Below are 19,165 nucleotides of genomic sequence, written 5' to 3'. Positions count from 1 at the left end.
ACTCATAGTGGGATGTTTCCGTGTTTCTTCGGGGGCAGGGTCACTTGTTTGCGTTCGAGCAGCCGCAACGCGGTCACGATCTGACCGCGGGTGTGACTGGGCGGGATGACCGCATCGAGATACCCGCGTTCGGCAGCGACGTACGGATTGACCAACGTGTCCTCGTACTGCTGCTGCAACGTCAGCCGCAACGCATCGACGTCCTCACCGTTCTTCGCCGCCTCGAGCAACTGCTTGCGGTAGACGAACCCGACCGCACCCGAGGCCCCCATCACCGCGATCTGCGCCGTCGGCCACGCCAAATTCACATCGGCACCCATGTGCTTGGACCCCATCACGTCGTACGCCCCGCCATAGGCCTTACGGGTGATGACGGTGATCTTCCCGACCGTCGCCTCCCCGTAGGCATACAACAACTTCGCCCCACGCCGGATGATGCCGTTGTATTCCTGGCCCGTCCCGGGCAGGAACCCCGGCACATCGACCAACGTGATGATCGGAACGTTGAAACAATCACACGTGCGGACGAACCGGGCTGCCTTCTCCGAGGCATCGATATCCAACGTGCCGGCGAACTGGGTGGGCTGATTGGCCACGATCCCCACCGACCGGCCGTCGATCCGCCCGAACCCGACGATGATGTTGCGGGCCCGACCCTCCTGCACTTCCAGGAATTCGTCGTCGTCGAGGATCCGGCGGATCACCTCGTGCATGTCGTACGGAGTGTTCGGCGAATCCGGAATCAACGTGTCGAGCTCGAGATCCTCCGCCGTCAACGAATCCTCGATCGCCCCGACGATCGGATCCGACGCCACCGTCCGCGGGGCATCGGCCCGATTGTTGCTCGGGAGATAGGACAGGAGGTCGCGGACGTAGTCGAGGGCGTCCTGCTCCCCGGACGCGACGTAGTGCGCGACCCCGGACTTCTCCATGTGGGTGTGCGCGCCACCGAGCTCTTCCATCGTCACGTTCTCCCCGGTGACGGTCTTGATGACATCGGGGCCGGTGACGAACATCTGACTGGTGCCATCGACCATGACCACGAAATCGGTCAGGGCCGGGGAGTAGACGTGCCCGCCGGCGGCGGGGCCCATGATCACCGAGATCTGCGGGATCACCCCGGATGCGCGGACGTTGCGGTGGAAAATTTCCCCGTACAACCCGAGGGAGACCACCCCTTCCTGGATGCGGGCCCCGGCACCTTCGTTGATSCCCACCAACGGYCGTCCGGTCTTGATCGCCAGGTCCATCACCTTGACGATCTTCTCGCCGTAGATCTCCCCCAAACTGCCGCCGAAGACGGTCGCGTCCTGGGAGAACACGCACACATCGCGGCCGTCGACGGTGCCGTAGCCGGTGACGACACCGTCACCGAAGGGGCGATTGTCACCCAACCCGAAATTCTGTGATCGGTGCCGCGCCAACGCATCCAGTTCGACGAACGAGCCCTCGTCGAGCAGGGCGGTGATCCGCTCCCGCGCGGTCAACTTGCCCTTCGCGTGGACCCGCTCCACCGCCGCCTCACCCGACGGCATCTCCGCAGCCCCCAGACGTTTACGAAGATCGGCCAATTTACCCGCAGTGGTATGGATATCGGGTTGCCGTCGACGGTGCCGTAGCCGGTGACGACACCGTCACCGAAGGGGCGATTGTCACCCAACCCGAAATTCTGTGATCGGTGCCGCGCCAACGCATCGAGTTCGACGAACGAGCCCTCGTCGAGCAGGGCCGTGATCCGCTCCCGCGCGGTCAACTTGCCCTTGGCGTGGACCCGCTCCACCGCCGCCTCACCCGACGGCATCTCCGCAGCCCCCAGACGTTTACGAAGATCGGCCAATTTACCCGCAGTGGTATGGATATCGGGTTCGGTTGTCGTCATGCAGATGTCCCCTACGTGTGTGTGGAAAGCAAGGTGCGGATGGTCAGTTGGTCGCGAGTGATCGGGCGATGACGAGACGCTGAATCTGGTTGGTGCCCTCGAAGATCTGGGTGATCTTGGCGTCGCGCATGTAGCGCTCGACGCGGAAGTCTCTGGTGTAGCCGTACCCGCCGAACACCTGCACGGCGTCGGTCGTCACCTTCATGGCCGCATCGGTAGCGATCAGCTTGGCCACAGAAGCGTTGCGGGAGTAAGGAAGTCCGGCGTCCCGACGGCGAGCCGCGTCGAGATAGGTCGCGCGTGCGGAGTCGACTGCGGCGGCCATGTCCGCCAGCACGAACCCCAGACCCTGATGGTCGATGATCTTCTTGCCGAACGCAGTGCGTTCCTGCGCGTACTTCACGGCATCGTCGAGCGCAGCTTGTGCGATTCCGACTGCGACAGCGGCGATTCCGAGCCTTCCGGCGTCCAACGCGCTGAAGGCGATCTGCAGTCCTTGACCTTCCGCTCCGATGCGCCATTCGGTGGGAACGTGCACGTTGTCGTAGTGCGCCGACGTGGTCGGGATCGCATGCAACCCCATCTTCTCCTCGGGCTTGCCGAAACTGAGGCCTTCGGTCCCGTCCGGAACGAGGAAACACGAGATCCCTTTGGAGCCTTCGCCGGTGCGGGCGAACAGGTTGTAGAAATCAGCAACACCGCCGTGGGTGATCCATGCTTTGGACCCGTTGACCGTGTACCCACCGTCGGCCGCGCTCGCCTTGCAACTGAGGGCCGCTGCGTCGGAACCGGCCTGCGCCTCGGACAGCGAATAGGCGCCGATCTGCGATCCGCCGAGCATGTCGGGAAGCTTGTCGGCCTTCTGCTGATCGGTACCGAACGCCATCACGGGATAGCAGGCCAAACCGTGCACGCTCACCGCGACTGCAACGGCCGCCCATCGTGATGCCAATTCCTCGAGTACTTGGAGGTACACCTCGTACGGCTGACCTCCGCCGCCCCATTCCTCCGCGTACGGCAGGCTCAACAGTCCGGCTTCGCCGAGAGTGGCGAACACTCCCGTCGGATAGGTCTCGTTGCGCTCGTGTTCGTCGACGATCGGGTCGAGCACCTTGTCTGCCACATCGCGGGTCAGCGCGAGAAGGTCGCGCGCTTCGGCGGTGGGCAACAGACGAGCGACGGGCACTAGAACCTCCGGGATGTTCGGCATCAGTACTGAAGAATGATCCGCAGTACTGATGCACAGTACTGCACAAGACGATGCAGTACCATCCTGGATGTGAACGCACCCGTGACCTCGCATGCCACGGCTCGCCGTTCGGAATTGTTCGACCAACTCGTCAGCCTGTTCCTGGCCGAGGGGTTCGCTCACCTGACGCTCGACACCATCGCGGCTCGCCTCCGCTGCTCAAAATCCACCTTGTACACGTTGGCGTCGAGCAAGGATCAGTTGGTGGGCGGCGCAACCGTGCACTACTTCAAGTCCATGACCACCCAGGTCGAGAATGCGGTCGCCGAGGTCGACGGAACCCGCAACCGCATCACCACGTATCTCACCGCAGTCGGTGCCGCTCTGGAATCTGCGTCCGAGCAATTCATGACCGATCTCGCGTCGCTCGAATCGGCACGATCGGTGTACGAACGCAACACCGCGATCGCGGCACGACGGGTCCAGGAGCTGATCAGCGAGGGTGTGGCGAGTGGCGAGGTACGCGACGTCCACGCGGCATTCGTCGGTGACGTCGCATCCTCGGTCATGGTGCGCATCCAGACGCGCGAGGTGTTCCGCCTGACCGGTCTGAGTGACGGCGACGCCTACCTCGAACTGGCGAAGTTGTTGACGGCGGGCATTGGGGCGTAGTGCTGGCACCGGGGAATGAATCGACCCGGCTGAGCGCTGAGTCGTACGAACATAGTTGATCCTTCAACGAAAGAGCGCACGATGAAGAAGATCGGATTTCTGTCCTTCGGACACTGGTCACCGTCCCCGCAGTCGCAGACCCGATCGGCATCGGATGTGCTGTTGCAGTCGATCGACCTCGCGGTCGCGGCCGAGGAACTCGGAGCCGATGGCGCGTACTACCGCGTCCATCACTTCGCCAATCAGCTCTCGTCACCGTTTCCGCTGCTCGCCGCCGTCGGAGCCAGGACGAGCACCATCGAAATCGGTACCGGCGTCATCGACATGCGGTACGAGAATCCCTTCTACATGGCCGAGGATTCCGGCTCTGCCGACCTCATCTCGGGCGGGCGGTTGCAACTCGGCGTGAGCCGGGGATCGCCCGAACAGGTCATCGAGGGGTACCGCCACTTCGGATACTCCCCCGCGGAGGGCTCCGACCACGCGGACATGGCTCGCGAGCACACCCGCATCTACCTCGACCTGCTGGAAGGCAAGGGCTTCGCTCAGCCGAACCCGCGGCCGATGTTCCCCAACCCGCCTGGCCTGCTGCGCCTCGAACCTCACGCACCGGGTCTGCGCCAACGCATCTGGTGGGGCGCAGGCACCCGCGAGACGGCCGAGTGGACGGCGCGCCAGGGCATGAATCTGATGAGCTCCACACTTCTCAGCGAAGACACCGGGGTGCCTTTCCATCAGTTGCAAGCCGAACAGATCGAACGCTTCCACAAGACGTGGAGCGACGCGGGCCACGACTTCGCTCCTCGAACATCCGTGAGCCGCAGCATCTTTCCGATCGTCAACGATCTCGACCGCGCCTACTTCGGCCGAGAGGGCAGCGGCGACGACCAAGTCGGCTACCTCGACGGCGGCAAGGCTCGTTTCGGCAAGACCTACGCGGGCGAGCCCGATCGGCTGATCGAAGAACTGGCAGCGGACGAGGCGATCGCCGCCGCGGATACTCTGCTGCTCACCGTCCCGAACCAGTTGGGTGTGGAGTACTGCGCACACGTTCTGGAGACGCTGCTGCGCGACGTGGCCCCCGCACTGGGGTGGCGTTGATCACTCGGTGACCAGGGGCGATTGGTTTCGGCGGATACGGGTACTGGCAGCAGGTTCACCCGCCCCCACCTGCCAGGAGTCCTCATGCTCAAACGCGACGTATCCGCGCACCTCGATGTAGACATCACCGCCGCCACCACTCTCGAATTCCAGATCGCCATCGCACCGCACCCCGGTACGACGGTCACCGAATCGCTCTCCTTCGTTCTCGACGGTAATCCCGTCGAGGCGAAGGAGGTCAGCGGACCGCACGGCAACCGCATTCACGTCATGCCCGCCGACGTCGGCAACTTACAGGTCTCGTACGACGCCACCATCCTGGGCAACACCACCCCGGCCCCCGTCACCGACTACGACATGTCGCTCTACCTTCGGCCCAGTCGCTACGCCGAAGCAGACAAGTTCTACGGTTTCGCCGCAACAGAATTCGGCGACTACGCCGATTCCGAGGAACTGCTGGCCAAGATCTCCGCCTGGGTGGGCGCACGCCTGAATTACGTTCCAGGAAGCAGTGATCCGATCGACGGAGCCGTCGACACGCTGCTCGCAGGCCAGGGAGTGTGCCGCGACTACTCGCATCTGGTCGTCGCGATGCTCCGCGCTGTCAATGTTCCTGCCCGCCTCGTGGCCGTGTACGCGCCCGGATGCGATCCGATGGATTTCCATGCCGTCGCCGAGGCGTTCGTCGGCGGCCAGTGGCGTGTCGTCGACGCCACGTGCCTGGCACCGCGGTCCACTCTGGTTCGCATTTCGGTAGGCCGCGATGCCGCCGATACCGCATTCCTGGACAACCACAAGGGTGCAATCACGCTGAACAGCTCCGTCGTCACAGCCGTGGTCGACGGCGAACTCCCGCACGACGACATCACCGAGCTGGTCTCCCTCACCTGACCGCCGCGGTCGTCCGAGTGATACAGATCACTTTCGCGCGACGTTTGCTTTCGGCCTCGAAAACCGACTATCTATCCGTTACCAACAATCACAGCCACCCGAAAGGTGCACACCATGAGCTTCATCGACAAGGCCAAGAACGCAGCAGAAGACGCCATCGGCAAGGCGAAGGAAGTTGTCGGCGACGCAACCGACAACAAGGACCTCGAAGCCGAGGGCAAGAAGGATCAGGGTTCGGCCGGCGTCAAGAAGGTCGGCGAGAACATCAAGGACACCTTCAAGTAACCAGCAGCCCCGCATCGAGTGCCGCCGGTCACCGCGATCGGCGGCACTCGGTTTCTGCTCACCTTCCACTTCACAGAACGGAACCCTCATGATTGCAACATCGGACACCACAACTACCAAGCGCCGCGGCGGATTCGCCTCGAAGTTGGCCCTCCTCGTCACGGTCGTGCTCGTTGCGGCACTGGTCATCTTCGTGCTGCAGAACACCGTTCACAGCACGATCAACTTCCTCGGCTGGAACTTCGATCTCGGGCAGGGCGTCGCAATGCTCGGTGCAGCCGTCGTCGGAGCGATCATCGCGCTGACGGCAACAGCAGCAGTCAAGGTTCGACGGGCCGTCCGCTGACAACCTCCCCCACGACAGGACTTCTCGCATGATCCCGCTGCTGGCTCGCAAGTATCTCTACCGCTACCTCGTCGTCGCGATCGGCTTGCCCGTCATTGCCCGGCTCCTGGCATTTGCCGGCGTGAGCCTCGAAAAGCGAACGGGCAGAGCCAATGTCGTATCCAAGGCCCTGAAGTCCGCCGGCAGGTTCGCGCAGCGTCGAGCAGACAAATCCGCTCGGAAACGTACGTCCGCGGCGCAGTAGCGGTAGCGCGTTCAACTCCGCGCGACGTGGGCGGCGAGGACGTCGCGCAACACCTCACGGTCGTCGAATCGCAGGATGTGGTCGCCGTACACTTGTTCGGCATCGCAGCCCCGGCCCGCCACGACCACGGCATCCCCGGGCTGAGCAATGGCCACAGCATGCTCCACGGCACGCCGCCGGTCGGCTTCCACTACCACCACCGCCGAGCGTGCAGCCCGAGCTCCCTCTTCCACTGCGGCTCGGATGGTGCCGGGGTCCTCCGACAGCGGACTCTCGTCGCTGACGATCACCACATCGGCCAACGTGGCTGCCGTTCGCCCGAGTGGAAACCGCTTACCCGGGTCACGTTCGCCCGTTGCCCCGACGACGACGATCAGTCGACCCGAGACCACGCTGCGGACGAACGGCAGCAGCGCCCGCTGACCTGCCGTGTTGTGCATGTAGTCCACGACGGCCAGGAAAGGCTGTCCGACGTCGACACGTTCGAGGCGGCCGGGAACGGCGTCGAGGCGTTCGAGTCCTGCCGCGACTGCTGCGATGTCGCGGCTGGCCGCCAACGCCATGGTCAGTGCGGCCAGAGCGTTCTCGGCTTGGTGCGGACCCAGCAGAGGTAGGCGGATCTCGACATCGCCCATCGGGGTTCGCGCTGTCAGGGACGTTCCGACGTCGGTGCACTCGATGTTCTCGCCGCGAACATCGGCACCGCGATCGGCCGTGGACCACGTCCAACAGGGAATATCGAGGCGTCCCGCCAGAATTTTGCCGTGCGGATCGCCGACGTTGACCACAGCGCGTGTCGATCGGTGCGCCGAGAACAGTTCGGCCTTCGCGGCGAAGTAACTGTCCATGTCTCCGTGGTAATCCAGGTGATCCGGCGTGAGATTGAGGAACCCCATCACCGCGAAACGGAGGCCGTCGACGCGGTGCTCGGTGACGGCGTGAGAGGACACCTCGAGGGCAACCGCCGTAGCACCCTCGTCCCGGAAACGGCGCAGAGTCCGATGCACGGTGGCGGCCTCGGGTGTGGTTCTGGCCGATTCTTCCGCGCCGCGCGGGCCCGCCAAACCGATTCCGGTCATAGTCGCCACGGAGTCGCCCGCCGCAGCGAGCCCGGCTCCGAGCAGCAGGGTGGTGCTCGTCTTGCCGTTGGTCCCGGTGACCCCGTACAGATCCAGGTCTCGGTGCGCGAACCGATGAATTCGAGCGCACACCTCCCCGACCCGGCGGCGCGGGTTCGGCACGACGAGTGTCGGCAGAACCGTCGAGGCCCGGTCCGACAACGCCGCCACTGCCCCTCGGGCCTTGGCCTCGAGCTCGAAGTCGAGGCCGTGCGCTCGGCGGCCGGGCAAAGCCACGTACAGGTCACCGGGACGAACCGTTCGCGAGTCGTCGCTTGCCCCGGTCACTCGCACGGAACGAATCGGCGGCGCAGCGCCGATCGAGAGTGCCAGCTCGTTCAGTTCCACGCCGACGCCGATCGACGACGTGCCACCCCTGCCGAGATCGGGCTCGATCAATGCCCCGCAGGGTCGGTCAGATTCTTACCTTCCTGTGCCTTGACCCTGCGACGCTCGAGCAACACCAGAACCGTGCCTGCGACGAGCAGAACGGGCGCGAGGACCGCGCCCGTCCACGCCCACCCCTCGAACCCGTAGCCGGCCGCGGTCAAGGTCAGTCCGAGGCTGACCAGCGCGAGACCGATACAGATGTAGCCGGGCCAGTTGCGCGCGTCGACGATCGCTTCCCCGGCGTGCCCGCGCATCGTGCGGTCGTCGTCGTTCGCTTCGGCACCGGAGTCGGCGGGGTCATGTTGGGCCATGGTGTCTCCTCGACTGCTGTTCGCTTCACCGGCGACGCATTCCGGGCCTGCAGGAACACGTCGATTACGTCAGTGTCCCCGCGGCGAACCCGTCCAAACATGAAGCCTCGCAGCACTCGAGGTAGACCCGTGATCGATATCCGGGCCGGCGGGCTCAGTTCTGCCAGGCGACGGCAGCGAACGGAGCGCGACTCGACAACCGGCCGACGATGCCGGCATGCGCGAAGTCCTTTGCCGTGGCCACTGCGTCGAGCACGCCGGATCCCTTGGCCAGCTCGGCGGTGATCGCAGCTGCGAACACGCATCCTGCGCCGGACACCCTCTCGTCGCCGATCTTCGGGGCGCGCAGGACGGTGAGGTCCTGTCCGTCGAACACGACGTCGACGGCTTCGTCTCCGGGTAGGCCGGCACCACCCTTGACCACGATGTACTGGGGGCCGAGGTCGGCGATCCTCTTGGCTGCCTCACCGAGATCCTCGACGGTGTCGATGGAGTCCATTCCGGACAACGTCGTTGCCTCGAACAGGTTGGGTGTGATGACGGTGGCCAGCGGAAGAATGTCGCGACGGAGCGCATTGTCGGTGTCGAGAGCCGCACCGGGTTCCTGGCCCTTGCAGATCAGCACGGGATCGACCACCACATGACGCCACGGCTGCAGGCGCAGTGATTCCGCGACCGTGGCGACGGTGGCGGGGGTGCCCAGCATGCCGATCTTGACGACATCGAGATCGTGAGCGGCGGTGGCCACTTCGATTTGATCTGCGATCACCGAACTGTCGATCGGCACGAAGCGGTGGCCCCATTCGGCCTTCGGATCGAAGGACACGATGCACGTGATGGTGCCGACCCCGTAGACCCCCAACCGCTCGAACGTCTTGAGATCTGCTTGCAGACCGGCCCCGCCGGTGGCTTCCGAACCTGCGATCACGTAAGCGATTGTCGACATCGGCCCATTATGGCAACCGACGCCCCATACCGCGCCGGGTGGTCGAGAAGCCGCGTGCGCCGGGCCCGCTGCCGCGTTGTGCCCCGGCTCAGCGGCAGGTAGCGTCACCGATATCCGAGTCGAGTCCAGGCCGGTCCCCCACTGCGCAACCGCCGTACGTGTGCCCCGAGAACGGCGGCATACCAACGCTTTTCGTTCGGCGTAGCGGCGTACCGAGATGACGACGGAGGTCCGAGCGTGACGACGAAACGCGACACCACAGCTCGATGCGAGGACGTGTGGAACGTTCTTGCCGATGGCTGGTCCTACGCAATGTGGGTGGTCGGTGCATCCCGAATCAGAGCGGTCGACGCGGCGTGGCCTGCTCCTGGCAGTGTCATCCACCATTCGGTCGGGGCCTGGCCGCTCGTGCTCAGCGACGTCACGCGCTCGGTCGCCGTTCACGAGAACCGCGAATTACAGCTGGAAGCCAGGGCCATGCCGTTCGGACGCGCCTCCATCACCGTCCGGTTGCACCCGACAGCGACCGGCTGCACGATCGAAATGATCGAGCACGCGAGCACACCGCCGTTCGAGCTCGTGCCCAACCGGGTTCAACATGCGCTGTCTCACCCCCGAAATTCCGAGGCACTCAGGCGTCTCGCACTGTTGGCGGAGCGCGCATCGAACCCGTAGAACCTGCCCGGTCGGGCACGGCCCGCTCACCGAAACCTCTGTGCCGCAACGGAACGGCCGAACACGATTGAAGACCGAATGCAGCGGGCATGCGATTCACATGACTCCCCCACTTCGTCGATCGATTCGATCTGTCTCCAGCACCGGCCCCCGAAGCGGGAACCGGCACTGATGGCGTCCGACCACAGTCCGAGCGTCCACCCGGACGGCTCCGAGTCCGACGGGTCGTCGACGCCACTGCGCCGGGCGATCTCGGGCAAGTTGTTGTTCGTCTTCATTCTCGGTGACGTGCTGGGTGCCGGGATCTACGCTCTCGTCGGGGAAATCGCGGGTGAGGTCGGCGGAGCGATCTGGCTGCCGATGCTGCTCGCTCTCCTGATGGCCTTGCTCACTGCGGCGTCATACGCCGAATTGGTGACCAAGTACCCGCGAGCAGGCGGGGCGGCGGTGTTCGCGCAGCGAGCCTTCGGGCGACCGATAGTGTCGTTCCTCGTCGGATTCTCGATGCTCGCGGCTGGCGTGACGAGCGCGGGAGGTCTGGCGCTGGCCTTCTCGGGCGACTATCTCGCAGTGTTCCTCGATGTGCCCGCCGTGCCTGCGGCGGTCGTCTTCCTACTTCTCGTCGGACTTCTCAATGCCCGCGGGATCACCGAATCTCTTCGGGCCAACCTCGGTATGACGGTGATCGAGGTGTCCGGTCTCGTCGTGATCATCGCCCTGGCCGGGCTCGTTCTGAGCCGCGGCGACGGCGCGCCGTCACGGGTGCTCGAATTCACCGACGACACCACGCCGACGCTGGCAGTGCTGGGGGCGGCTCTGCTCGCCTTCTACTCGTTCGTGGGGTTCGAGACTTCGGCCAATATCGCCGAGGAGGTCGAGGATGTGCGGCGGGTGTATCCCCGGGCTCTGCTCGGAGCCGTCACGACGGCCGGAGCGGTCTATGTGCTGGTCGGTCTGGCAGTCTCGACGGTCGTTCCGGCGGATACGCTGGCCCAGTCCACCGGTCCGCTGCTCGAGGTCGTCGACGCCGCCGACGCCGGAATCCCACCATGGGTCTTCAGTCTGGTCGCCCTTGTGGCCGTCGCCAACGGCGCCTTGCTGACGATGATCATGGCGTCGAGACTGACCTTCGGCATGGCCCGCGACGGATTGCTTCCGGTCGCCCTGGCCAAGGTGCTGCCCGGCCGCAAGACTCCGTGGGCGGCCATTGTCGCGACCACTGCGGTCGCAATGGTGTTGTGCACCACCGGCTCCGTGGCCGCACTCGCCGAAACGGTGGTGCTGCTTCTGTTGTTCGTCTTCATCAGTACCAACATTGCCGTGCTCGTGCTGCGTCGGGACCGATCCGACACCGACCACTTTCGAACGCCGACGGCGCTTCCCGTCCTGGCGTTGATCACGTGCGCCGTGCTGCTCACTCAGCAGTCCGCAGCCACGTGGCTCCGCGCCGGGCTGCTGCTCGCAGTCGGAATCGCGCTGTACTACGTCGGTAGGGTTGTGAGCAACAAGACCGCGACCGAACCCAGGAGCATCACCCGATGACCACCACAGAGGTCGACGCAGTCGTCATAGGCAGCGGTCACAACGGATTGGTCGCCGCTGCGGCGATGGCCGACGCGGGGTGGGACGTCGTGATTCTCGAGGCGGCCGAACTACCCGGCGGTGCCGTCCGCAGTGCCGAACTGGTTCCTGGATTCACCAGCGACCTGTTCAGCGCGTTCTATCCGCTGGCTGTGTCCTCGCCCGCCATGACGGCACTCGAGCTCGAGCGTCACGGACTGACGTGGTCTCACTCGCCGACGGTCTACGGCCACGCGCGATCCCCGGAGGACACCGACGCTCCGGTCGTCCATCACGACGTCGAGGCGACCGCTGCTCTGTTGCGTGAGCACGACGTACGCGACGGTGACACGTGGCTGCGCCTGTTCGAGCAGTGGGAACGTATTCGCACTCCCCTGCTCGGTTCGCTCTTCGGGCCGTTTCCACCGGTACTGCCGGCAGCACGATTGGCGCGCACTCTCGGCGTCTCCGAGACACTGCGCTTCGTCCGGTTCGCTGCGTTGCCTGCACGGGTGATGGCCCACGAGCTGTTCCACAGCGAGGCCGCGCGGTGCCTGCTCCTGGGCAATGCGATGCACGGCGACGTTCCCACCGACGCGCCGGTGAGCGGAATGATGGGATATCTGCTGACGATGCTCGCGCAGGACGTCGGGTATCCGGCACCCGTAGGTGGATCGTCGGCATTGACCGACGCGTTGATTCGCCGGGCTCAGGCTTCGGGTGCTGTGCTGACGTGCAGTCGACCCGTCGAGTCCATCGACGTGCGGGGCGGTCGTGCACGCGCCGTGCACACGACAGGTGGCGAGACGTTCCGCGCTCGTCGAGCGATCGTTGCCGACGTGTCGGCCCCCGCGCTGTACGGGTCGTTGCTGCCCTTCGATGCGGTCCCGCGTCGCGTGCACGACGACTTACGTACGTTCGAGTGGGACACCCCGGTGGTCAAGCTCAACTACGGTCTCGACCGTCGAATACCTTGGCGCTCAGCATCTTTGGCCGACGCAGGCACCGTCCACCTCGGTGCGGACGACAACGGCCTGGTCCATTGGGCGGCCGATCTCACGACCGGGGTTCTCCCGCAGAGCCCGTTCATGTTGTTCGGCCAGATGACCACAGCGGACCGGTCCAGATCGCCCGAGGGCACCGAAAGCGCTTGGGCCTACACACATCTGCCGCGCGGCGTCGTCGACGACTCGGCCGCCGAGACCGTCGCCGACCGCGTCGATCAGGTGTTGGAACAGCACGCCCCGGGATTCGCCGATTCGGTGGTGGGACGGGTGGTGCAGAGACCGAGTGATCTGCACGGCGCCGATGCCAACCTGCACGGCGGTGCGGTCAACGGTGGTACCGCACAACTGCAGCAGCAGTTGATCTTTCGTCCCACGCCAGGATTGGGGCGCGCGGAGACCCCGGTGGAAGGATTGTTCCTCGGGTCCGCGTCCGCCCACCCCGGGGGCGGAGTCCACGGTGCGGCCGGGGCCAACGCCGCTCGGGCCGCACTCGGCCAGCGAGGGGCGCGCGGATGGGCGCGAAAGAAAGTCACCAGTGCACTGATCGAATTCCTGACCCGATGACGGCGTTATCGAAACGAGATCTTTCGTTACCGACTCGAGATCGTCGACATCACCGTCCGACATCTCGCACTGGCATCGTTGACTACACAACAAACCAGCGAGCAGGCGGAGACACCAGCCGGCCGCGCACTTCTCCGGAAGAGGTCTCGACATGTCGATGAGCATTGCCACCATGGACAACGCCGTTCGCGACGACGAAGCCGAGTTCCGACTCGACACCATCGTCCGTTCCGACGGGAACAACATCCTGCGCGCCTTCGGTGAACTCGACATGTCGACCCGGGCCGAGTTCGTCCACGGCCTCGATCGCCTGGCCGCCGTTTCCTCCGTGGTCACGATCGACTTGTCCGAGGTGTCGTTCGTCTACTCGGGAGTCGCGAATGCCATCGTCGACGCGACATACACCCACCCGGGCAAGATCGTCATCCACGCACCGGCCCGTTCGGTGCGCATGGTCCTCGACGTACTGGGTGCAGGCGACCTGTTCGTCGACGCGCCTGGATCGTGAATCGGACACGATGACAGGTAACCTCGGCCGTATGTCTGACGACCCGACCGGAGGACAGTTCGAGATCGTTTCGGATGTGCACGACGCGACAACCGTCATCACAGTCAGAGGCGAACTCGACCTGGATACCATCCCCCACTTGTCCGCCGCTGCGTTCCCTGCGGCCGACGCCGCGGAACGCGGACTGGTGGTCGACATGACCGATGTGAGCTTTCTGTCGTCGAGCGCCATCACCGTGTTGGTCCGAGTGTCCGACCGGCTGCCCGAATCGTCGCGAATGGCACTGGTCGCCGTCGACGGGGTGGTCGTTCGCCCGGTTCAGCTCAGCGGAATCGACCGGGTGATGGCCACCTTCACCACCGTTCCCGAGGCTGTGGCGCACGTGCAGTCGAGCGCGGTCGACAGTGAGGGTGGCCGATGACGTCCCACTCACAGCCCGCCAGTCGGTGGAGTCACACTGCGACCGCTGAGGCTGCTGCTGCCAGCGCCGCTCGGCGCCGACTCCAGGGTTGGGCGCTCGACCTGGGAGTGCATCGGACTCTCGTGGACGACATCGCTCTCGGGGCCTACGAAGCCCTGGCCAACGTCGTCGAACACGCCTACAGCTCCGCGCCCGAACCGGGGACGATGACGATCACGGCAGCGTACGAACGCGAGACACTGACCGTCACCGTCTCGGACACCGGCACGTGGCGTCCGCCGGCACCGACGACCACACGAAGCCACGGGCTTCAGCTCGCCGAGGCAGTGTCCGACGACCTCACCGTCGACCACCGTCCAGGTCTGGGCACCGTGGTCACCGCAGTGTGGCGGAACCCAGTCACGGCCGAATCAACCGGCCGCCCCTCGTAATCTTGGTAGGAGAAGCCATGACCGCCTCGGCTGCCGAACTACTCGACTCCGCACCGTGCGGGGTTTTTTCGATCGACGTTGCGTCCGGCGACATCCTTTACGCCAACGCGGCGGCCGCTCGCATCACGGCACTGAGTCGGGACGATCTGGTCGGCACCGCAGTCACGGATCTTTTCAGCCCCGAGTTCGCACCGGTTTTGCGCGAACTGCTCGCGGCAGCCACGTCGTCCGACTCCGACTCGCCCATCGGAGTGACGGCGCAACTCACCGGCGCACCCGCATCGGGCTCGCAGACGGCGGTGTCGATGCTCGCCAACAGTTTGCGAGCGGTGTCCGGTGCGACGACGGTGACCATGACGCTGCACAACGAGACCGAGCGCCGAGTCCGCGAGCAGCACCTGATGGATGCGCGGATATATGCCGAGGCAGCTCAGGACGACGCCGAAGCAGCTCTCGACCGATCTCAGGATGCATTGGGCGCGTCGGAGGAAGCCCGCAAGTTGGCGGAAGCCGAGAAGACTCAGGTACAGATTCTGGCGTCGACTCTGCAACGCACACTGTTGCCGCCGATCCTGTCCGCGCCGACGGGCATGCAGGTGGCGGCCCATTACCACCCCGCGTCCATCGACGAAGTGGGCGGCGACTTCTACGACGTGTTTCCCCTCGACAACGCGACGTGGGGTTTCTTCCTCGGCGACGTGAGCGGAAAAGGAGCGGGCGCGGCTGCCGTCACGTCCCTGACTCGATACACGCTGCGAGCCGCAGCGGTCTTCGATCGGGATCCGATCGCCGTACTCGAGAACCTCAACACGGTGCTCCACCACGAGTTTCACGGCGACGATCCGCGTTTCTGCACCGTGGTCTTCGGTACCGTCGCGCCGGGACCCGACGGTGCCGTGGTGCACCTCGCCAGCGGAGGCCACCCGCCGGCTCTTCGTATCGCGCACGACGGCGTCGTCGAATTCGTGGACACCACCGGGGGGCAGTTGGTCGGAGCCCTCACCGAACCGCACTTCGCCTCGGCGACGGTGACGATGCAGCCCGGTGACGTGTTGGCGTTCTACACCGACGGGCTGACCGAGGCGATCGTCGGCCCGGGCCGAACTCGTTTCGACGACGACGGCAGTCTGCACGCATTCGCCGCCGAACGAGGCCGGACCTCCGCGGCAAAGATCGTCGACGATCTGACCGAATTGTTGGCCTCGTTCGGTGACGGACTTCAGGACGACGTGGCGTTGCTCGCCTTCGAGGTTCCCCCGATCGATACCGATTCCGGCTCCGATCCGACCGGTTCGTAATCCTTCGACTCCTCGATCGCCTCCAACGGCGGTACCTCCTCACCGTCGAGCACTCTGCGCATTCGCTCTTTGTCGAGTTGGCCCTCCCAGTTCGCCACGACGAATGTCGCGACGCAGTTGCCGAGAAGGTTCACCGATACTCGCATGGAGTCCATGATCCGGTCGGCACCGAGCAGCAACGCCACGGCCGCAACCGGGATGGACCCGTGCCCGATGGCCGCAACGGTCGCCGACAATGCGAGGAACGACGAACCCGGTACTCCGGCCATGCCTTTGGAGGTCAGCATCAGGATCAACACCGCAGCGATCTGCTCTCCGAGTGTCAGGTCGACGCCGAGAGCCTGCGCGAGAAAGAGAATGCAGATCGACAGATAGAGGGTTGCTCCGTCGAGGTTGAACGAATATCCCGTCGGAACCACCAGACTGGTGGTCGTGCGGGAGCACCCTGCCTCGGTCAGCTTGACCATGATGCGCGGCAGTACCACCTCCGTCGACGCCGTTCCGAGGGCGAGGAACAACTCGTCCTTGATGTACCGCAAGAACTTCCAGAGGTTGACTCCGGCGAAGTACCGCGCGACGGCCGCGAGAACGAGAATGAACAACACGGCAGCCAGGTAGCAGCACGCGATCAGTTTCCCGTAGCTACCGAGCGACGAAATGCCGTACTGGCCGACGATGTATGCCATCGCCCCGAAGGCACCGATGGGTGCCAGGCGCATGATCCAACCGATGATCGTGAAGAAGATGTGGCTGATGTGATCGACGAGTTCGAGCACGATCGGCGGGCCCTTCTCACCGAACTTCGCCAAGGCCAAGCCGAACAGCACGGCGAAGAACAGCACCTGCAGTAGCGCGTTCTCCGCGAATGCCGACACCACGGAGGTCGGAATGATGTTCAGCAAGAAGTCCACGGTGTGCGGCAACTCGCCGCTGCCGGTCTTCTGGTCGACGGCCTCGGCACCGGTGGCCAAGGTCTGCGGGTCGATGGAGAACCCGGAGCCCGGCTTGACGATGTTGCCGACCACCAGACCGAACACGAGCGCGAACGTCGTGATCAGCTCGAAGTAGACCAGGGCCTTGACGCCGATGCGGCCGACGGACTTGAGGTCGCCCACATGGGCGATGCCGATGACGACGGTGCAGAAGATGATCGGGGCGATCAGCATCTTGATGAGCTTGATGAAGCCGTCGGCCAGTGGTTTGAGGTCCGCACCCAGGCCCGGCCAGAGCCACCCGATCGCAATGCCTCCGACTATGCCGATCAGTAACTGCACGAAAAGCGATGCATACCAAGGCTTTCGGCCTACATCGGGTTCGGCTTCCCGGTCCGTTGCGGTCGGTCGTTCTGTCATGCGCTCACCGTTCGATCGAGTTTCCGTCGTGCTCGGCGACATCTCCGTCGCATCGCACCATGTTTCGGCGCGACCATCGTGCGCGAGAAATGTTTCGGCGATGTTGACGGTGATGGTCGATGGTGAAGCCAGTCGACTCGATCGGCAGGTCGAGTTACACGTGCGCCCCGAGGCCGGGCTCGAATCGGATCGACGGACTGTTGTTCGGTCCATCGAGGGTCACATGGGCACGCACGCGGTACACCCGCGCGATCAACTCCTCGGTGAGTACGTCGGCGGGTGCGCCTGCTGCCACCACCCGGCCCTCGGACAACACCACGAGTTGCGTGCAGAACATCGCCGCCAGGTTCAGATCGTGCAGTGCGATGACGCTCGTGATGGGTAACCGTGCGACCAGCGCCAGCAATTCGAGCTGATGATGGATGTCGAGATGGTTGGTCGGTTCGTCGAGCAGCAGTTCCCGCGGCTCCTGAGCCAGGGCGCGCGCGATCTGCGCGCGCTGCCGTTCTCCGCCGGACAGCTGATGCCACAGACAATGAGCCTTTCCTGCCAGACCCGTATGCCGCAGTGCAGAATCCACGGCCGCCGCATCTGCAGCTGCGTCTCCGCCGAACGCTCCTCGATGGGGAATGCGGCCGAGCCGTACGACGTCGGCGACGGTGATGTCGAAGTCGGTGTCGGCGTGCTGACTCACCACGGCCACGATCTTCGCGACGTCCTTCCGCCGCATCGCGGACAGCTCGGTTCCGTCGAGGGTCACCACGCCCGACGTCGGCCTGACGGCACCGTTCATCAGATGCAGCAGCGAGGACTTGCCGGATCCGTTGGGCCCGAGCAGCCCGACGGTATCGCCCGGGCCGGGCTCGAGGGACACCCCGTCGACGACCAGCGCACCGCCGCGACGCCACGTGACATCGGTTGCCGAGAGTGTCATGACGCCTTCTTCCGTCTGGACAGGATGGCGATGAATGCCGGGACGCCCACCAGTGCGGTACCCACGCCGACCGGCAGCGGCGTCGGCGCGAACGCGACGCGCGACACCGCGTCCACCCAGACCATGAAGACCGCCCCGATCAATGCCGTGACCGGAACGAGGCGACCGTGCCTCGAGCCGACGAGGAACCGCGCTGCATGCGGCAACACGAGCCCGAGGAATCCGATCGCCCCTGCCACACTCACCAAGGTGGCCGTGATGAGGGCGGTCACGACCAGGAGTGCGATGCGAGCCTTGCGTACCGGGATGCCCAGTGAGGACGCCACCTCGTTGCCGAACGAGAACGCGTCGAGCACGAATGCGTAGTAGAAGCAGACGGCTGTCCCGACCGCGACGACTGCGGCGCACAGAATCACGTCGTCCCAGCGAACACCCTCGAGCGAGCCCAGCAGCCAGAACATGACGCCGCGGGTCTCGTCGGAATCGGCGAACGCGAAGATCACCAACGACGTCAATGCCGAGAACAACTGGGTCGACGCTACTCCGGCCAGAATCACGCGGTCGTTGTTGCCACCGGAGAGTTGAGCGAGCAGCAGCACCAAGCCGAACGCCACCAGGGCCCCGATGAACGCGCCACCGGACAGTCCGAGCGCGGCCCCACCGACTCCGAGGATCCCGACCAGCACCGCTCCCGTGGACGCGCCGGAACTGATGCCGAGCACGAACGGGTCGGCGAGCGGGTTGCGGAGCAGCGACTGCATGATGACCCCGCAGATCCCGAGGCCGCTGCCGCATGCAGCTGCCACGAGGCTGCGTGGGAGCCGTTCTTCCCACACGATCGCGTTCTTGGACACCCGGACGGGGATGTCCGCCAGTCCCAGGTGGTTGAGCACGACGTCACGCACGTTGACCAGCGAGATCTGCGCCGGCCCGAGCGTCATCGCGATCGCCACGGAGACGACCAGAAGGAGAACCCCGCCGATCATGACGGCGGGCAGGCCGATCTGTCGTTTAGCCGAGACGCTCGGCTCGGCCGTGGTGGC

At 64.9% G+C, this 19,165-nt stretch carries 22 protein-coding genes; 13 read left to right on the top strand and 9 right to left on the bottom strand.

Translation table 11 applies throughout. The features are described 5' to 3' along the window. Positions 1 to 2: 2 nt before the first annotated feature. Genes ASH04_RS15560 through ASH04_RS15555 form a run of 3 tightly spaced genes read right to left on the bottom strand, consistent with a single transcriptional unit; the run spans position 3 to position 3,065 of the window. Positions 3 to 1,592, bottom strand: coding sequence for an acyl-CoA carboxylase subunit beta (locus tag ASH04_RS15560; protein ID WP_057473903.1), 1,590 nt, complete (start codon positions 1,590 to 1,592; stop codon positions 3 to 5). After that, a complete protein-coding gene (locus tag ASH04_RS26195; RefSeq protein ID WP_082519272.1) occupies positions 1,484 to 1,879 on the bottom strand; it encodes a carboxyl transferase domain-containing protein in 396 nt (131 codons plus the stop codon). Before ASH04_RS26195 ends, ASH04_RS15560 begins: the two co-directional genes overlap by 109 nt. Before the next feature lie 43 nt (positions 1,880 to 1,922). Further along, the gene (locus tag ASH04_RS15555; RefSeq protein WP_032383940.1) at positions 1,923 to 3,065 is read right to left on the bottom strand and encodes an acyl-CoA dehydrogenase family protein; all 1,143 of its coding nucleotides are present in this window, start codon (positions 3,063 to 3,065) and stop codon (positions 1,923 to 1,925) included. A 93-nt stretch (positions 3,066 to 3,158) separates the two neighbouring features. Between ASH04_RS15555 and ASH04_RS15550 the strand changes: the two genes are divergently transcribed. The 6 genes from ASH04_RS15550 to ASH04_RS15525 all read left to right on the top strand — a co-directional run bounded on the left by ASH04_RS15550 (position 3,159) and on the right by ASH04_RS15525 (position 6,607). Beyond that, a complete protein-coding gene (locus ASH04_RS15550) occupies positions 3,159 to 3,740 on the top strand; it encodes a TetR/AcrR family transcriptional regulator (RefSeq protein WP_230074079.1) in 582 nt (193 codons plus the stop codon). An 81-nt stretch (positions 3,741 to 3,821) separates the two neighbouring features. Next, positions 3,822 to 4,841: an LLM class flavin-dependent oxidoreductase gene (locus ASH04_RS15545; protein WP_027496194.1), complete on the top strand. Its 1,020-nt coding sequence runs from the start codon at positions 3,822 to 3,824 to the stop codon at positions 4,839 to 4,841. A gap of 84 nt (positions 4,842 to 4,925) precedes the next feature. Further along, positions 4,926 to 5,732, top strand: coding sequence for a transglutaminase-like domain-containing protein (locus ASH04_RS15540; protein WP_057473902.1), 807 nt, complete (start codon positions 4,926 to 4,928; stop codon positions 5,730 to 5,732). 114 nt (positions 5,733 to 5,846) lie between these two features. Then, positions 5,847 to 6,017 carry a CsbD family protein gene (locus tag ASH04_RS15535; protein WP_008718579.1) on the top strand — a complete coding sequence of 57 codons (171 nt, stop codon included), beginning with the start codon at positions 5,847 to 5,849 and terminating at the stop codon, positions 6,015 to 6,017. An 88-nt stretch (positions 6,018 to 6,105) separates the two neighbouring features. Further along, a complete protein-coding gene (locus ASH04_RS15530) occupies positions 6,106 to 6,363 on the top strand; it encodes a lipopolysaccharide assembly protein LapA domain-containing protein (RefSeq protein WP_174557318.1) in 258 nt (85 codons plus the stop codon). A 28-nt stretch (positions 6,364 to 6,391) separates the two neighbouring features. Continuing rightward, entirely contained in the window at positions 6,392 to 6,607 is a 216-nt protein-coding gene (locus ASH04_RS15525; RefSeq protein ID WP_032364706.1) for a hypothetical protein, read from the top strand. A gap of 11 nt (positions 6,608 to 6,618) precedes the next feature. On the opposite strand, the gene ASH04_RS15520 is transcribed toward ASH04_RS15525, so the two are convergent. The 3 genes from ASH04_RS15520 to thiD all read right to left on the bottom strand — a co-directional run bounded on the left by ASH04_RS15520 (position 6,619) and on the right by thiD (position 9,372). Then, positions 6,619 to 8,124: a Mur ligase family protein gene (locus tag ASH04_RS15520; RefSeq protein WP_139278546.1), complete on the bottom strand. Its 1,506-nt coding sequence runs from the start codon at positions 8,122 to 8,124 to the stop codon at positions 6,619 to 6,621. Beyond that, the gene (locus ASH04_RS15515; protein WP_032364705.1) at positions 8,121 to 8,426 is read right to left on the bottom strand and encodes a membrane protein; all 306 of its coding nucleotides are present in this window, start codon (positions 8,424 to 8,426) and stop codon (positions 8,121 to 8,123) included. Before ASH04_RS15515 ends, ASH04_RS15520 begins: the two co-directional genes overlap by 4 nt. Positions 8,427 to 8,580: 154 nt before the next feature. Then, positions 8,581 to 9,372, bottom strand: coding sequence for a bifunctional hydroxymethylpyrimidine kinase/phosphomethylpyrimidine kinase (thiD, locus tag ASH04_RS15510; RefSeq protein ID WP_057473901.1), 792 nt, complete (start codon positions 9,370 to 9,372; stop codon positions 8,581 to 8,583). A 237-nt stretch (positions 9,373 to 9,609) separates the two neighbouring features. Between thiD and ASH04_RS15505 the strand changes: the two genes are divergently transcribed. The 7 genes from ASH04_RS15505 (at position 9,610) to ASH04_RS15475 (ending at position 15,836) form a co-directional block, all read left to right on the top strand. Further along, positions 9,610 to 10,047: an SRPBCC family protein gene (locus ASH04_RS15505; protein ID WP_027496188.1), complete on the top strand. Its 438-nt coding sequence runs from the start codon at positions 9,610 to 9,612 to the stop codon at positions 10,045 to 10,047. Between the two features lie 171 nt (positions 10,048 to 10,218). Then, positions 10,219 to 11,589, top strand: coding sequence for an APC family permease (locus ASH04_RS15500; RefSeq protein WP_052053773.1), 1,371 nt, complete (start codon positions 10,219 to 10,221; stop codon positions 11,587 to 11,589). Then, the gene (locus ASH04_RS15495) at positions 11,586 to 13,178 is read left to right on the top strand and encodes a phytoene desaturase family protein (protein ID WP_057473900.1); all 1,593 of its coding nucleotides are present in this window, start codon (positions 11,586 to 11,588) and stop codon (positions 13,176 to 13,178) included. Before ASH04_RS15500 ends, ASH04_RS15495 begins: the two co-directional genes overlap by 4 nt. Before the next feature lie 157 nt (positions 13,179 to 13,335). Beyond that, entirely contained in the window at positions 13,336 to 13,686 is a 351-nt protein-coding gene (locus ASH04_RS15490; protein ID WP_141214482.1) for an STAS domain-containing protein, read from the top strand. Positions 13,687 to 13,717: 31 nt separating this feature from the next. Further along, positions 13,718 to 14,107 carry an STAS domain-containing protein gene (locus tag ASH04_RS15485; protein WP_027496186.1) on the top strand — a complete coding sequence of 130 codons (390 nt, stop codon included), beginning with the start codon at positions 13,718 to 13,720 and terminating at the stop codon, positions 14,105 to 14,107. After that, the gene (locus ASH04_RS15480) at positions 14,104 to 14,538 is read left to right on the top strand and encodes an ATP-binding protein (RefSeq protein ID WP_032368860.1); all 435 of its coding nucleotides are present in this window, start codon (positions 14,104 to 14,106) and stop codon (positions 14,536 to 14,538) included. Before ASH04_RS15485 ends, ASH04_RS15480 begins: the two co-directional genes overlap by 4 nt. Before the next feature lie 17 nt (positions 14,539 to 14,555). After that, positions 14,556 to 15,836: a PP2C family protein-serine/threonine phosphatase gene (locus ASH04_RS15475; RefSeq protein WP_072692246.1), complete on the top strand. Its 1,281-nt coding sequence runs from the start codon at positions 14,556 to 14,558 to the stop codon at positions 15,834 to 15,836. On the opposite strand, the gene dctA is transcribed toward ASH04_RS15475, so the two are convergent. The 3 genes from dctA to ASH04_RS15460 form a co-directional block, all read right to left on the bottom strand. After that, positions 15,758 to 17,188, bottom strand: a complete 1,431-nt coding sequence (gene dctA / locus ASH04_RS15470; RefSeq protein ID WP_057473899.1) for a C4-dicarboxylate transporter DctA — start codon at positions 17,186 to 17,188, stop codon at positions 15,758 to 15,760. The genes ASH04_RS15475 and dctA overlap by 79 nt on opposite strands. Before the next feature lie 154 nt (positions 17,189 to 17,342). Beyond that, positions 17,343 to 18,122 carry an ABC transporter ATP-binding protein gene (locus ASH04_RS15465; RefSeq protein ID WP_027496184.1) on the bottom strand — a complete coding sequence of 260 codons (780 nt, stop codon included), beginning with the start codon at positions 18,120 to 18,122 and terminating at the stop codon, positions 17,343 to 17,345. Further along, positions 18,119 to 19,108, bottom strand: a complete 990-nt coding sequence (locus ASH04_RS15460; protein WP_080729059.1) for a FecCD family ABC transporter permease — start codon at positions 19,106 to 19,108, stop codon at positions 18,119 to 18,121. Before ASH04_RS15460 ends, ASH04_RS15465 begins: the two co-directional genes overlap by 4 nt. Positions 19,109 to 19,165: the final 57 nt, after the last annotated feature.

The organism is Rhodococcus sp. Leaf233, assembly GCF_001426165.1.
Classification (GTDB): domain Bacteria; phylum Actinomycetota; class Actinomycetes; order Mycobacteriales; family Mycobacteriaceae; genus Rhodococcoides; species Rhodococcoides fascians.
This window is presented reverse-complemented; position numbering and strand designations above follow the sequence as displayed.

Bases quoted from the DNA above. Each gene is read 5' to 3' on its own strand.
- ASH04_RS15490 (WP_141214482.1), top strand. From the start codon at position 13,336: ATGAGCATTGCCACCATGGACAACGCCGTTCGCGACGACGAAGCCGAG.
- ASH04_RS15530 (WP_174557318.1), top strand. From the start codon at position 6,106: ATGATTGCAACATCGGACACCACAACTACCAAGCGCCGCGGCGGATTC.
- ASH04_RS15545 (WP_027496194.1), top strand. From the start codon at position 3,822: ATGAAGAAGATCGGATTTCTGTCCTTCGGACACTGGTCACCGTCCCCG.
- ASH04_RS15485 (WP_027496186.1), top strand. From the start codon at position 13,718: ATGTCTGACGACCCGACCGGAGGACAGTTCGAGATCGTTTCGGATGTG.
- ASH04_RS15495 (WP_057473900.1), top strand. From the start codon at position 11,586: ATGACCACCACAGAGGTCGACGCAGTCGTCATAGGCAGCGGTCACAAC.
- ASH04_RS15480 (WP_032368860.1), top strand. From the start codon at position 14,104: ATGACGTCCCACTCACAGCCCGCCAGTCGGTGGAGTCACACTGCGACC.
- ASH04_RS15500 (WP_052053773.1), top strand. From the start codon at position 10,219: ATGGCGTCCGACCACAGTCCGAGCGTCCACCCGGACGGCTCCGAGTCC.
- dctA (WP_057473899.1), bottom strand. From the start codon at position 17,188: ATGACAGAACGACCGACCGCAACGGACCGGGAAGCCGAACCCGATGTA.
- ASH04_RS26195 (WP_082519272.1), bottom strand. From the start codon at position 1,879: ATGACGACAACCGAACCCGATATCCATACCACTGCGGGTAAATTGGCC.
- ASH04_RS15525 (WP_032364706.1), top strand. From the start codon at position 6,392: ATGATCCCGCTGCTGGCTCGCAAGTATCTCTACCGCTACCTCGTCGTC.
- ASH04_RS15515 (WP_032364705.1), bottom strand. From the start codon at position 8,426: ATGGCCCAACATGACCCCGCCGACTCCGGTGCCGAAGCGAACGACGAC.
- ASH04_RS15465 (WP_027496184.1), bottom strand. From the start codon at position 18,122: ATGACACTCTCGGCAACCGATGTCACGTGGCGTCGCGGCGGTGCGCTG.
- thiD (WP_057473901.1), bottom strand. From the start codon at position 9,372: ATGTCGACAATCGCTTACGTGATCGCAGGTTCGGAAGCCACCGGCGGG.
- ASH04_RS15475 (WP_072692246.1), top strand. From the start codon at position 14,556: ATGACCGCCTCGGCTGCCGAACTACTCGACTCCGCACCGTGCGGGGTT.
- ASH04_RS15460 (WP_080729059.1), bottom strand. From the start codon at position 19,108: ATGATCGGCGGGGTTCTCCTTCTGGTCGTCTCCGTGGCGATCGCGATG.
- ASH04_RS15535 (WP_008718579.1), top strand. From the start codon at position 5,847: ATGAGCTTCATCGACAAGGCCAAGAACGCAGCAGAAGACGCCATCGGC.
- ASH04_RS15540 (WP_057473902.1), top strand. From the start codon at position 4,926: ATGCTCAAACGCGACGTATCCGCGCACCTCGATGTAGACATCACCGCC.